The sequence below is a fragment of the Mycobacterium neumannii genome (assembly GCF_002245615.1).
GTDB classification, from domain to species: domain Bacteria; phylum Actinomycetota; class Actinomycetes; order Mycobacteriales; family Mycobacteriaceae; genus Mycobacterium; species Mycobacterium neumannii_A.
Map to the genome: position 1 here is coordinate 17,105 of NZ_NKCO01000014.1, position 12,934 is coordinate 30,038.

General features: G+C 68.4%; 15 protein-coding genes. 8 read left to right on the forward strand and 7 right to left on the reverse strand.

Features of this window, described 5'->3' with window-relative positions:
• The first annotated feature begins 1 nt into the window (after position 1).
• The gene (locus CEX88_RS16595) at positions 2–298 is read left to right on the forward strand and encodes an MGMT family protein (RefSeq protein ID WP_068196881.1); all 297 of its coding nucleotides are present in this window, start codon (positions 2–4) and stop codon (positions 296–298) included.
• A 76-nt stretch (positions 299–374) separates the two neighbouring features.
• Here the strand turns inward: CEX88_RS16595 and CEX88_RS16600 are convergent, their stop codons facing one another.
• The 3 genes from CEX88_RS16600 to CEX88_RS16610 all read right to left on the reverse strand — a co-directional run bounded on the left by CEX88_RS16600 (position 375) and on the right by CEX88_RS16610 (position 3,677).
• The gene (locus CEX88_RS16600) at positions 375–1,229 is read right to left on the reverse strand and encodes a TIGR02569 family protein (RefSeq protein ID WP_066849755.1); all 855 of its coding nucleotides are present in this window, start codon (positions 1,227–1,229) and stop codon (positions 375–377) included.
• 36 nt (positions 1,230–1,265) lie between these two features.
• The gene (gene moeZ, locus CEX88_RS16605) at positions 1,266–2,459 is read right to left on the reverse strand and encodes an adenylyltransferase/sulfurtransferase MoeZ (RefSeq protein ID WP_094294319.1); all 1,194 of its coding nucleotides are present in this window, start codon (positions 2,457–2,459) and stop codon (positions 1,266–1,268) included.
• A 189-nt stretch (positions 2,460–2,648) separates the two neighbouring features.
• Positions 2,649–3,677, reverse strand: coding sequence for a DUF3152 domain-containing protein (locus tag CEX88_RS16610; RefSeq protein ID WP_064426867.1), 1,029 nt, complete (start codon positions 3,675–3,677; stop codon positions 2,649–2,651).
• A gap of 184 nt (positions 3,678–3,861) precedes the next feature.
• Here CEX88_RS16610 and CEX88_RS16615 point away from each other — a divergent pair, with 184 nt between their 5' ends.
• Positions 3,862–4,524 carry an HTH-type transcriptional activator FasR gene (locus CEX88_RS16615; RefSeq protein ID WP_064394435.1) on the forward strand — a complete coding sequence of 221 codons (663 nt, stop codon included), beginning with the start codon at positions 3,862–3,864 and terminating at the stop codon, positions 4,522–4,524.
• Here the strand turns inward: CEX88_RS16615 and CEX88_RS16620 are convergent.
• Complete coding sequence (locus CEX88_RS16620) at positions 4,511–4,756, reverse strand: DUF3107 domain-containing protein (RefSeq protein ID WP_094294320.1); 246 nt, start codon at positions 4,754–4,756, stop codon at positions 4,511–4,513. The genes CEX88_RS16615 and CEX88_RS16620 overlap by 14 nt on opposite strands.
• Positions 4,757–4,992: 236 nt before the next feature.
• Between CEX88_RS16620 and CEX88_RS16625 the strand changes: the two genes are divergently transcribed.
• A complete protein-coding gene (locus CEX88_RS16625; protein ID WP_094294321.1) occupies positions 4,993–5,739 on the forward strand; it encodes a hypothetical protein in 747 nt (248 codons plus the stop codon).
• A 1-nt stretch (position 5,740) separates the two neighbouring features.
• Here CEX88_RS16625 and CEX88_RS16630 read toward each other — a convergent pair whose 3' ends face one another.
• Entirely contained in the window at positions 5,741–6,436 is a 696-nt protein-coding gene (locus CEX88_RS16630; RefSeq protein WP_094294322.1) for a ferritin-like fold-containing protein, read from the reverse strand.
• Positions 6,437–6,688: 252 nt separating this feature from the next.
• Here CEX88_RS16630 and CEX88_RS16635 point away from each other — a divergent pair, with 252 nt between their 5' ends.
• Complete coding sequence (locus tag CEX88_RS16635) at positions 6,689–8,155, forward strand: DEAD/DEAH box helicase (protein WP_066848875.1); 1,467 nt, start codon at positions 6,689–6,691, stop codon at positions 8,153–8,155.
• Between the two features lie 17 nt (positions 8,156–8,172).
• A complete protein-coding gene (locus tag CEX88_RS16640; protein ID WP_094294323.1) occupies positions 8,173–9,390 on the forward strand; it encodes an Rv3212 family protein in 1,218 nt (405 codons plus the stop codon).
• A gap of 48 nt (positions 9,391–9,438) precedes the next feature.
• On the opposite strand, the gene CEX88_RS16645 is transcribed toward CEX88_RS16640, so the two are convergent.
• The gene (locus CEX88_RS16645) at positions 9,439–10,305 is read right to left on the reverse strand and encodes a ParA family protein (RefSeq protein ID WP_094294324.1); all 867 of its coding nucleotides are present in this window, start codon (positions 10,303–10,305) and stop codon (positions 9,439–9,441) included.
• Positions 10,306–10,311: 6 nt separating this feature from the next.
• On the opposite strand from CEX88_RS16645, the gene CEX88_RS16650 reads away from it, so the two are divergent.
• From CEX88_RS16650 to CEX88_RS16660, 3 genes are read left to right on the forward strand one after another with little or no spacing between them, the layout of a single operon-like run.
• On the forward strand, positions 10,312–10,968 hold the full coding sequence (locus tag CEX88_RS16650) for an acid phosphatase (protein WP_420799227.1): 657 nt from the start codon (positions 10,312–10,314) through the stop codon (positions 10,966–10,968).
• On the forward strand, positions 10,965–12,059 hold the full coding sequence (locus CEX88_RS16655) for an isochorismate synthase (RefSeq protein WP_066848883.1): 1,095 nt from the start codon (positions 10,965–10,967) through the stop codon (positions 12,057–12,059). Before CEX88_RS16650 ends, CEX88_RS16655 begins: the two co-directional genes overlap by 4 nt.
• The gene (locus CEX88_RS16660; RefSeq protein ID WP_094294325.1) at positions 12,056–12,541 is read left to right on the forward strand and encodes a GNAT family N-acetyltransferase; all 486 of its coding nucleotides are present in this window, start codon (positions 12,056–12,058) and stop codon (positions 12,539–12,541) included. The genes CEX88_RS16655 and CEX88_RS16660 overlap by 4 nt, the downstream gene beginning before the upstream one ends.
• Here CEX88_RS16660 and CEX88_RS16665 read toward each other — a convergent pair.
• Complete coding sequence (locus CEX88_RS16665; protein WP_094294326.1) at positions 12,490–12,918, reverse strand: hypothetical protein; 429 nt, start codon at positions 12,916–12,918, stop codon at positions 12,490–12,492. The two genes, CEX88_RS16660 and CEX88_RS16665, sit on opposite strands and share 52 nt — an antisense overlap.
• Positions 12,919–12,934: the final 16 nt, after the last annotated feature.

Below are 12,934 nucleotides of genomic sequence, written 5' to 3' on the forward strand. Positions count from 1 at the left end.
GATGGCGCCGGTCACCGACGAGCAGGTGGAGGCCGTGCGCGCGCTTGTCGCCGCGATCCCGCCGGGCCGAGTGTCGACCTACGGCGACATCGCCGATGCCGCCGGGCTTTCCAGCCCGCGCATCGTCGGCTGGATCATGCGCACCGACTCGTCGGACCTGCCGTGGCATCGGGTGATTCGCGCGTCCGGTCGCCCCGCGCCGCACCTGAGCACTCGACAGCTCGAACGACTGCGCGCCGAGGGTGTGCTTGCCGACGACGGCCGGGTGAACCTGCGCGCCGTGCGCCACGAATTCTGAAGGTGTCGAGTGTGGGGTCGACGCACGCTCCGAGCGCCGCGCGCGTGCGGGTAACCCACGTTCGGCGGGGCGACGCTTAGAGCACCAGGCGGACCAGAGCCGCCGTCCGCGCGAGACCGGGGAACGCGGCGGCCGTCGACCGCGGATGAAGGGCGTGCACGGCGATGCGGAACATCAACGCGCGCAACAACATCTGCGACCACTCGGGAAGCGGACTCCAGCGTTCGATCAGCCCGTCGTCGGCCTCGCCCCAGGACAGCGCGTCCACCACGACGACACCGGCGGCCCACGACGCCGGCCGCCAGTACGGGATGATGTCGGTGATCCCGGGTGCGGCGGTGCCCGCGAAAAGAACTGTGCCGTAGAGGTCGCCGTGGACCAGCTGGCTGGGGCTCTTCGTCGGCTTACGCAGGGTGGCAAGCTGATTGAGCAGCTCGATCGAGCGTTGCCCGTCGGCCGACCCCGGCGACACCTTGGCACCCGGCGGCAACGAATGCAGCGGTCGTTCCTCCCAGGCGGCGCGGTCGGCCGCGATGAACACGTCCACGTCAGCCCACGGCGCGACCGGCGGCTGTGTCAGAAACCTCGGGCGTTCGAGTTTGGCCGTCGCCTCATGGAGTCGCACCGCGGCCGAGACCACCTCGTCGTGGCGGGGTTCCGGCGTCCCGGCGACAAAGGTGTCCGCGCGCCACCCGGCCACCACATACCGCCCGTCCGTCGAACGCACCGGACGCGCCAGGCGCACCCCGTCGACGAACAACGTCTCGCGGACCTTGGCCGACCATGCGGCGCGGGCGTGGTCGGCGACCATCGACACCACCACTTCGCCACAGCGCCAGCCGCCCTCCCAGCCCGGCCCGAGTGCAACGGGCTCAACACCGGTCAGGCCGAACGCGGCCAGCACATGATCCGGTGGCCGTTCGACAGTCACCACCTCAGCGTAAGCGGAGTTTCGGCAAACCAGCCGTTAGTACATCACCATGTCGGGTTCGAGTTGTTTACCCCACGCGACGATCCCGCCTTGCACATGCATCGCGTCGGAGAACCCGGCGTTCTTCGCGATCGCCAACACCTCGGCAGAGCGCACACCGGTCTTGCAGTAGAACACCGGCGTCCGGTCGGTGGGTAACTTGGCCAGCGCCTCGCCGGATTCGAAGGCGCCCTTGGGGATCAGCTCGGCGCCCTGAATGCGGTTGATGTCCCACTCGACCTGTTCGCGCACGTCGATCAGCGCCAACGGCTTGCCCGAATCGAGCAGCTCCTTGAGTTCGCGAGGGGTGATGGTCGCGTCGGCGGCGGCCTCGGCGGCGGCGTCGGACACCACGCCGCAGAACTCCTCGTAGTCGATCAGCTCGGCGATCTTCGGGGTCGACGGGTCCTTGCGGATCTTGATCGTGCGGTAGGTCATGTCGAGTGCGTCGTAGACCATCAGGCGGCCCAGCAGCGTTTCGCCGATGCCGGTGATCAGCTTGATGGCCTCGGTGCCCATCACCGATGCCACCGAGGCGCACAGGATGCCGAGCACCCCGCCCTCCGCGCACGAGGGCACCATTCCCGGCGGCGGCGGCTCGGGGTACAGGTCGCGGTAGTTCAGTCCTCGTTCATTGCCGCCCTCGTCGGCCGGGGCGTCCTCCCAGAACACGGAGATCTGGCCCTCGAACCGGTAGATCGACCCCCACACGTAGGGCTTGTGGGCCAGCACGGCGGCGTCGTTGACCAGGTAGCGCGTCGCGAAGTTGTCGGTGCCGTCCAGGATCAGGTCGTACTGCTCGAACAGCTCGACGGCGTTCTCGGGTTCGAGCCGGAACTGGTGCAGCCGCACGTCGACCAGCGGGTTGATGTCGAGAATCGAGTCACGCGCGCTTTCGGCCTTCGACCGGCCGATGTCGGACTGGCCGTGGATGATCTGGCGCTGCAGGTTGGACTCGTCGACCACGTCGAACTCGACGATCCCGATCGTGCCGACGCCCGCGGCGGCCAGGTACAGCAGCGTCGGCGAACCCAGCCCGCCGGCGCCGATGACCAGTACGCGCGCGTTCTTCAGCCGCTTCTGCCCGTCCAGGCCCAGGTCGGGAATGATGAGGTGACGGCTGTAGCGCGCCACTTCCTCGCGGGTGAGTTCGGCCGCCGGTTCTACCAGCGGCGGCAACGGTGTCGACACCGTGTTTCTCCTTGATCCACCTATTCAACGTCTATGACCATCACAGCAGTTACGACATTCAACAGCAACGAGCGGCGATCGCTTCCCCCAGGACCGTGGCCGCTCACCGTGGGCGAGCGACCGCTGTTGTACGCCCAGGCACGGCGTGTCGCTGCACAGACACGGTCACTCGCGGCAGGGGGAAGGAACTCAGGCGATCGGGTACGGCCAGGGGTTCGGTTTGCAGGTGTGATTGTCGGGCTGGACCGACTGCGGGTCGAAGCGCGCGGCGTCGTTGTTGTTGGTCGAGAAGGTCTGCTGCATCATGACCGGCGCGAGTTGGTCGTTGCCCCCGCACGGCTCGTGCCGTTGGTAACCGATCGCGTGGCCGACCTCGTGGTTGATCAGGTACTGCCGATACGAGCCGACGTCACCCTGAAACGGCACCGCACCGCGCACCCAGCGCGCCTCGTTGATGAACACGCGCGGCTGCCCGTCCCGGTAGGCCGGGTTGTAGCAGGAAGCCTCCAGCTGGATGTCGTAGCCGCAGCCCTCGCGCACGGTCATCGGCGTGCTCAACGACACCCGGAAGTCCGGTTCGATTCCTGACGTCCCGTCGATGCGGGTGAAGGCGAACTGCGGATTGTGGGTCCAGCTCTTGGGGTTGGCCAGCGTCTCGGTGACCATGCGGGCGAACGCCTCGTCGCCGCCGAATGTCGTGGTGTCGATCCCGTCCTCGACCTCGACGGTGTAGGTGAATACCTTCGCGGTGCCCTGGCCGACCTGCGAGGTCGCCCCGGGCACGACGTGCCACGTCTTGGCGCCGGCCTCGGTGAACGGGCCACCCTGGGGCAGGATTCCGGTCGGCAGGTCCGCGTCGAACTGGGTCAACCCCTTGGGCGGGGCACCGATGATCGCGGTGCTGGCCACGCCGATGGTCGGTGGGCCCTGCACCGGACCCTCGGCCTGCTTGGGTGCGGGCGCGCCGGTGCCGGTGATGGTCTGATAGACGACGACCGCGGTCAACACGATCAGGACGGGCAACGCATAGGCCCGCCAGCCGTAAGTGGAGACGAAGCGACCGAGCCACGACTGCTTGCGGAAGCCGCGGTGCTCATCGCGATTGGACCTCACCCGTCCCGAGCTCTCGGCGAGCGGATCGCGTTGGGCGCGCAACGGCTCGCGCCATTCGTTGCGCAGCGCGGGCACGCGGACACCCCCGCCGGGTTCGGGACCCATCTGTCCTCCTCGCGTACGGGAGTCGTAGGTCACCGCAACAGGATGACACAGGCCGACGTCCTCATACTTTCGGCGCGCCATCGACCGCCTCCAGCGCTGTGAGCCGCGCCTCACCTGCATGCTTTATCAACGGTAGTAAGGTCATTGCGATAACCGGTGCCCGTCGACGCAGATGAAGGATGTGATGAGCGATCTCGCCAACACCGCCGCGAGGAGAGGCGCGCAGCCTGGCGGCGAAGTGTTGAATCGGCGCGGCGGCAGGCTGCCGCGCGATGAGCGTCGAGGGCAGCTACTGGTCGCTGCCAGCGAGGTTTTCGTCGACCGCGGCTACCACGCGGCGGGCATGGATGAGATCGCCGAGCGCGCCGGGGTCAGCAAACCCGTTTTGTACCAACATTTCTCGTCCAAGTTGGAGCTCTACCTGGCGGTGCTTGCCAAGCATGTGGAGAACCTCGTCTCCGGTGTGCGCCAGGCGCTGCGCACGACCACCGACAACCGGCAGCGGTTGCGCGCGGCGGTCCAGGCTTTCTTCGACTTCATCGAGCACGACGGCCAGGGCTACCGGTTGATCTTCGAGAACGACTACGTCAACGAACCGCAGGTCGCCGCGCAGGTGAAGGTGGCCACCGAGGCGTGCACCGACGCGGTGTTCGACCTGATCAGCCGCGACTCCGGGCTCGAGGCGCACCGGGCCAGGATGATCGCGGTCGGCCTGGTTGCCATCAGCGTCGACTCCGCACGCTACTGGCTCAACAACGACCGCCCGATCTCCAAGGACGACGCGGTTGAGGGCACGGTCCAGTTCGCTTGGGGCGGACTGTCACACGTGCCGCTTACCCGGTCTTAGATCCGATCCCGACCCCGAAGCCGACGCGTCGGACATCGGCAGCGCCGATCTCCACGTAGGCGATCTTGGATGTCTGCACGAGGAAGCGCCGGCCCTTCTCGTCGGTCAGGGCCAGCACACCCGAATCGTTGGCCAGCGCCTCGGTGAACAACTGCTCCACCTCGCTGGGTGTCTGCGCGCTGTTGAAGCTCAACTCGCGCGGGCTGTCCGTGACACCGATCTTGACCTCCACGCCGTGGGCCCCTTTCGTTTTCGAAGAACTTGAGCCAAGGCTAGTGGACGACCCGCTGACCGACCGCACCACGCCGGTGAGTTCGCGGTCGGCGAAGCGCCGAGACCTACGGCGACCGAACCGAGTCCGGACCGTAACCAACACACCAGCCGCTGAACCTCATCTGTCACTTCCGCCTCGATAGCATCAGGCGCGGCAAGATCTTCTACGCTCGAGACGACACCGGGAAAACCCACATGAACAGGTCTTACACCGCGCACTCACCGTATTCGCTGGCCCCGACGGAGCGGATTCCCAGCTACTCCGATTACCCGGAGCCACCTGCCGAAGACTTCGACTACGACTACCCCGGTTCGCCCGAGTTCGAGGACTACGACGACTACGAGCAGTCCTACGACGAGGAGAGCATCGACCGGCGCTGGATGTGGGTCGCCGGCATCGCCGGGGTGATCCTGTTCATCGCGATCGGCACCACCGGCATCATCCTCGGCGGAGGCGACAGCGGTTCGGTGTCGGCCACCGCGACATCGGACGCGCCGGCGCCGTCGAGCGCTCCCGCCACCACCGCGCCGAGCGCCGGAACGGCTGCGCCCATCGTCCCCTCGCTGCCGCCGGAGACCGTCACGACGGTCACCCCGAGCGCCGAGACGACCCCACCACCCGCACCGAGCACGACGGCGCAGGCAGCCGTTCCGCCGCCCGCACCGCCGTCACCGCGCACCGTGACCTACCGGGTGACGGGTAACCGCCAGCTGCTCGACCTGGTGACCGTGATCTACACCGACGGCCAGGGCGCGCTGCGCACCGACGTCAACGTCGCGCTGCCCTGGGTCAAGCAGGTGGTGCTGGACCCGGGCGTGGAGCTGAAATCGGTCACCGCGACCAGCGTCGGCGGTCAGCTGAACTGCAGCATCCTCGACGCCGCGGGCACTCTGATCGCCGCGCAGAACAACAACTCGATGATCGCCACCTGCACCCAGTAGGTCAGGCGAGGCCCAGTTCCTCCATCCGGGAGGCGTGTGTCCGCTGGAGCCGGTCGAAGAACTCGGTCATCTGGGTCAGACCTTCACCGCTGGCCAGCACCAGGTCGACGAGCTCGTCGTGATCGGCCATCACGAACTGCGCCTGGGTGATGGCCTCACCCAGGAGCCGCCGCGACCACAGCGCGAGCCGGTGGCGCTGCCGGTCGCTGGCCGTCACCGCCGCGCGCACCTCGGCGACGACGAACTGGGAGTGGCCGGTCTCCGACAGCACCGCGCGCACCACGTCGGCGACCTCGTCGGGCAGGGCGTGGGCGATCTCGAGGTAGAAGTCGGCCGCAAGTGCGTCACCGACATAGGTCTTGACCAGCGCCTCCAGCCAGGTGCTCGGGGTGGTCAGCCGGTGGTAATTCTCGAGGGCGGACGCGTATTTCGTCATCGCGGGCACGACGTCGATTCCGCGGTGCTCGAGCGCGTCGCGCAGCACCTCGTAGTGGTTCATCTCCGCGGCCGCCATGCTCGCCATGTTGATGCGCCCGCGAAGGTTCGGCGCCATGCGCGCTTCGTCGGTGAGGCGGTAGAACGCCGCCACCTCGCCATAGGCCAGCAGCGCGAAAAGCTCGTTGACGCCGGGGTGGTCGGCCGACACATCCGAGGTCGCCGAGTCGGTCTGCCCGGGTGCCGGAGGCGTCGTGTTCATGGGCCCAACAATAAACGCCCGCGGCGGGTGGCTCGTCGAGCGAGCGCCGCCAGGTACGATGGGTGCGGGCGGTGGCATTTCAAGGCGTCTGCAAGACATTTGCAGAGCCCGCCGCGACCCAAAGAAATGTGCGTGCACGCAGTCGGTCCGCCTACCTCAGTGCAGGGCCTTGGTCTTCACAGGCCAGCTTTTGTCGAACTCGTGCGCGCGTGGAAGCCATGAGGACGACAACTGAAAGGCCTCGTTTCGCGTATGACGCATCTCAATCCCACATTTGCTGAACTGGGAGTTCGCGACGAAATCGTTCGCGCTCTCGCCGAGGACGGCAAGCAGCATCCCTTCGCCATCCAAGAGCTGACCATGCCGATGGCATTGGCCGGCGACGACCTGATCGGCCAGGCCCGCACCGGTATGGGCAAGACGCTGGCATTCGGCGTGCCCCTGCTCCAGCGGATCACCACCGACCCCGACCGCCCCCTGACGGGCGTCCCGCGGGCCTTGGTGGTCGTACCCACCCGCGAGCTGTGTCTGCAGGTATACGGCGACCTGGCGGCCGCCGCGAAGTACCTGACCGTCGGCGACCGCAAGCTATCGGTCACGTCGATCTACGGTGGTCGGCCCTACGAAGGACAGATCGAGGCGCTCGAGAAGGGCGTCGACGTGGTCGTCGGCACACCGGGCCGCCTGCTCGACCTGGCCCAGCAAGGGCACCTGAAGCTGGGCGGACTGTCCATGCTGGTGCTCGACGAGGCCGACGAGATGCTCGACCTGGGCTTCTTGCCCGACATCGAACGGATCCTGCGCCAGATCCCCGACAACAGGCAGTCGATGCTGTTCTCGGCGACGATGCCCGACCCCATCATCACGCTGGCCCGGACCTTCATGAACCAGCCGACGCACATCCGGGCCGAGGCCCCGCATTCGGCGGCCACCCACGACACCACCGAGCAGTTCGCCTACCGCGCGCACGCCCTGGACAAGGTGGAGATGGTCGCCCGCATCCTGCAGGCCGAGGGTCGGGGCGCGACGATGATCTTCACCCGCACCAAGCGCACCGCGCAGAAGGTCTCCGACGAACTGGCCGAGCGCGGCTTCAAGGTCGGCGCCGTGCACGGTGACCTCGGTCAGGGCGCGCGCGAGAAGGCGCTCAAGGCGTTCCGCACCGGCGAGATCGACGTCCTGGTCGCCACCGACGTCGCCGCCCGTGGCATCGACATCGACGACGTCACCCACGTGATCAACTATCAGATCCCCGAGGACGAGCAGGCCTACGTGCACCGCATCGGCCGCACCGGGCGCGCCGGCAAGACCGGTGTCGCGGTGACCCTCGTCGATTGGGACGAGTTGGCGCGCTGGACGATGATCGACAAGGCGCTGAACCTCGGCTGCCCCGATCCCGCCGAGACGTATTCGAGCTCACCGCACCTCTACAGCGAGCTCGGCATTCCCGCCGATACCTCCGGCACCGTCGGCGAGCCCGTGAAGGTGCAGAGCAGCAGGCGCGCCCCGGCCGAGAAGTCCGACGACCGCCCCGCGCGCAACCGCAACCGCACGCGTCGCCGCACCCGCGGCGGCAAGTCGGTCGCCGGTCACCCGGACGCGTCCACGACGTCGTCCGATCAGGCTTCCGGGGAGACGGGCGAGGGGTCCGGCGATACGGCTCCTGCCAAGCGCAGGCGCAGGCGCCGACCCCGCAAGGCTCCGGCCAGCACCGGCTAGTCCACCGCCTCCCCGCGATGGTCAAACCCGAACGCCGCACGCGCACCGATGTGATGGTGGCGCTGGCGATTGGCGTCGTGGTCGCGGTGACGGCCGGGCTGGTGTGGTGGACCAGCGACGCGCGGGCCACGATCAGCAGGCCCGCGGACGGCCCGGTTCCGGCACTGACCCCCGCCAAGGCGGTTCCGCAATCGCTGCGCCAGGTGTGGAGCGCACCCAGCGCGGCCACCACGATGCCGCTGGTCGTCGGCGGTGCGGTGGTGACCGGCGACGGACGGGCCGTGGAGGGCCGCGACCCCGCGACCGGGACCACGCTGTGGAGTTACGAGCGTGATCTCGACCTGTGCGGGGTCAGCTACGTCTACCAGTACGCGGTCGCCGTCTACCCCGACACCCGCGGCTGTGGCCAGGTCAGCACGATCGATGCCAAGACCGGCATGCGCGGTCCGGCGCGGTCGTCCTACGCCGACCCCTCGGTGACCCTGTCGTCGGACGGCACCGCCGTGCTCTCGGCGGGTGAGAACCGGCTCGAGTTGTGGCGTTCCGACATGGTCCGAATGCTGAGCTACGGCGCCCTGGATGCGCGCATCAAGCCGGATGTCCCCTCGCAGCCGCTGTGCCGGCTGGTGTCCGCACAAGCGAGTTCGAGCGCGGTGTCGGTGCTCGAGGCATGCCCGCGGCAGCCCGATCTGCGCCTGACGCTGCTGCGGCCCTCCGATGAGGAGGACACCCCGGAGTTGAGGTATGTCCAGCAACCGGGTGTCGCACCGAATTCAGGCGCGCGCGTGGTGGCCGTGGCCGACACGATGACCGCGGTCTACGTGCCCACACCCAAACCCGTGGTGAACATCGTCGACGAGACGGGCGCGACGGTCGCCACCACCCCGGTGCCAAGCCCGCCGTCGCCGCAGGCGACGATGTCGCGGGCGGGCGACCTGATCACCTGGTGGACCGGCGACAGCGTAATGGTGTTCTCCGCCAACGGATTCGAATACCGCTACACCGTCACGCCGGAGGGCCGGAACAAGCCGCTGGGGCCGGCGACGATCATGGCGGGGCGGTTGCTGGTCCCCGTCACCGACGGCTACGACGTGTTCGACCCCGCGACCGGGCGGGGTGAACGCCACATTCCGCTGACACGGCCGCCGAGCGCGGCGCCGGTGGTGCCCGCGGTGGCCGGTTCGATGGTGATCGAACAGCGCGGCGAGGAACTGGTGGCGCTCGGCCAGTCGTGACTCGGGTCCACTACCAGTCGCGCAGCGATCGGTAACGCACCGAAATCGCTATATGTCTGGGGCGAACGTCGGCATCGGCTTGCCGTTCTTCCAGTGCTTGAGCAGCGCGGTGGCCAACTCGCGGTAGGCGGCGGCGCCCTTGTTCTTGCGGCTGGCCAACACCGACGCGCCCGAGGCGCTGGCTTCGGCGAACCGGACGGTGCGCGGGATCGGGGGCGCCAGCACCGCCAGGTCGTAGCGGTCGGCGACGTCGAGCAGCACGTCGCGGCTGTGGGTCGTGCGCGAGTCGTACAACGTTGGCAACGCACCCAGCAGCTTCAGGTCGGCGTTCGTGATCGCCTGGACATCGGCGATGGTGCGCAGGAACTGCCCGACGCCGCGGTGCGCCAACGTCTCGCATTGCAGCGGCACGATCACCTCGTCGGCGGCGGTCAACCCGTTGAGCGTGAGCACGCCGAGCGAGGGCGGACAGTCGATGAGCACGACGTCGTAGTCGGACCGGCCCGATGAAGACGACGCACCAGCTCCTCGGCCTGATGTCGCCGGCGTTCCGGCTCCGCGGCCGAGCTTGGCCAGCGCCCTCTTGAGCGCGTACTCGCGCCCGGCGCGCATCAACAGCATGGCCTCGGCTCCCGCCAGGTCGATGTTGGCGGGCAGCAGTGTCATCCCCTCGGGCGTCTCCAGCAGGGCGACGTCGGGTTCGACCTCGCCGAGCAGCACTTCGTGGATCGACACCGCCAGCTTGTCCGGGTCGTGGCCCAGGGAGAACGTCAGGGACCCCTGCGGGTCGAGGTCCACGAGCAGGACCCGCTGACCCGTCTCCTGAATCGCCGCACCCAACGACGCCACCGTCGTCGTCTTGGCTACCCCACCCTTTTGATTGGCGACCGCAAGTACTCGCGTCACGGTGCCCATCGTTGCATGGCCCGGGACACCGCGACCGACCGTGCGGCAGAATCAGTGAGCGTGGCCCTTTTGGAGCACCGCCTGATCCTGCTTCGTCATGGCGAAACGGAGTGGTCGAGAAGCGGTCGGCACACCAGCCACACCGATCTCGAACTGACCGCGGCCGGCGTGGAACGCGCCAAGCTGGCCGCCGAAGCGCTGGCCGAACTCGAGCTGGACGACCCGCTGGTGCTGTCCAGCCCATTGCGGCGCGCGATGCAGACCGCCGAACTGGCCGGGCTGAACATCGACGAGGTGTCGCCGCTTCTGCGGGAATGGGACTACGGCCGCTATGAGGGGCTGACGACGCCCGAGATCCGCGAAACCGTCCCCGACTGGCTGATTTGGACGCACGGCGCCGACGGCGGCGAGAGCGTGGAGACGGTCACGCAGCGCGCCGACAGCGCCCTGGAGTCGGCGCTGAGCAACATGACGTCGCGCGACGTCGTATTCGTGGGCCATGCGCACTTCTCCCGCTCGATGATCGCGCGTTGGGTCGAACTGCCGGTGTCCGACGGGATCCGGTTCGCGATGGCGGCCGCGTCGCTGGCCGTCCTCGGATTCGAGCACGCAATGCGCCAGATCATCGCGCAGGGACTGACCGGCCATCAGGATCCGTGTAAACCACGGTGACCCGCGAACCGTCCTTCGTCCTGGCCTCCCGCGGCGCCGTCGTCGCGGAGGGGGTGCACACCGCGTTCCCGAAGGTCGCCGAGGCGCGAGCCGCGCTGGCATCGCACAGCGCCCCGATCATCGTGGGGGCGTTGCCTTTCGATATGACCAAACCGGCGGCGCTGATCCGCCCGCAGAGCGTCCAGTTCCTCGACGCGCTGCCGGACTGGCCGCTACGCCCGATGCCCGGCGTACAGATAGCCGAGGCGCTGCCGGATCCCGACGAACACCGCGCGCGGGTCGCCAGCGCCGTCGACCGGCTCAACAGCCCGTCGAGCGGACTGCACAAGGTCGTACTCGCCAGGGCCCTTCGGCTGGCCGCCGACGGACCGCTGGACGCGCGCACCGTCCTGCACCGGCTCGTCGGCGCCGATCCCGCGGCCAACGGGTACCTCGCCGACCTGACCGCCGCGGGCGGCGGTTACTCCGGAAGCGTGCTGGTGGGCGCAAGCCCCGAACTGCTGGTGGCCCGCCGCGGCGATCAGGTGGTCTGCGCACCGTTCGCGGGTTCGGCTCCGCGCTCCCCCGACCCCGACACCGACGAGGCGAACGGCGCCGCGCTGGCCGCCTCAGCGAAGAACCTTCGCGAGCACCAGTTCGTGGTCGACACGATCCGCGACGCGCTCGAGCCGCTGTGCGCCGACCTCGAGGTGGCCGCCGAACCGGCGCTTCGCAAGACCGACTCGGTGTGGCATCTGGCCACCCGCATCACCGGCACACTTCGCGAAAGATCGATCACCGCACTGGACTTGGCCATCGCGCTGCACCCGACGCCTGCGGTCGGCGGCGTGCCCACCGCCGATGCGGCCGACCTGATCGCCGAGCTCGAAGGCGACCGCGGTTTCTACGCCGGTGCGGTCGGCTGGTGCGATCAACGCGGCGACGGCCGGTGGGTGGTGTCGATTCGCTGCGCTGCGCTGTCGGCGGATCGCCGGACGGCCGAGGCATATTCGGGCGGCGGCATCGTCGCCGAATCCGATCCCGACGACGAACTGGCGGAAACCACAACCAAATTCACCACAATCCTCGCTGCGCTTGGCGCCGCGACGTGACCGAGCTGATCCGCAGGGTGCGCCCCGGTGACGAGCGCGAGCTGACCGCGATGGTCCACGAACTCGCCGAGTTCGAACACGCCTCGCACGAGTGCACCGTGACCGAAGACCAGATGCGCCGAGCGCTTTTCGACGAACCGGCCGCCGTCGCGGGCCACATCGCCGAGGTCGACGGACAGGCCGCCGCGGCCGCGCTGTGGTTTCGCAACTTCTCCACATGGGACGGTGTCGCCGGCATCCACCTCGAAGACCTCTACGTGCGCCCGCAGTTCCGCAGGCGCCGGTTGGCCCACAAGTTGTTGGCAACCCTGGCACGGGAGTGCACCACGCACGGTTACACCCGGTTGTCGTGGGCGGTGCTCGACTGGAACGTCAATGCGATCGCGCTCTACGACGCCGTCGGCGGCAAACAACAGACGGACTGGATCACTTACCGCGTCTCGGGGCCCGAACTGTCGGCGCTGGCCGCAGAATCGCCGTGAGTCCCCACCCACTCCAGGGTCGAGGGACTGAACAGCAGCGCCAGCGTCACCATCGCCACCACGCCGATGGGCGCGGCGTACAACCACTGGTGCGAACCGACGCCCATGTAGTAGACGACCGGTAGGAGCAGCAGTTGGGCGAACACGGCGATGCCACGCCCCCACCGCCTGCCCGTCCACAACGCCCATGCCGCGGCCAGCACACCGGCGCCCATGATCGCGAACCACAGCGCCGTGCCGTATTTGTTCAGCCCGGACTCTTCGGCCCTGCCGAACCCGCTCACCACATAGACCAGCGCCGCGACCAGGGCAGCCGCGCCCTCCACGGCGACCAGGACAGCGGCTTGGCGCACCGTCGTCGGAGATGGAACGATCACGCCCTCGAGCGTAGAG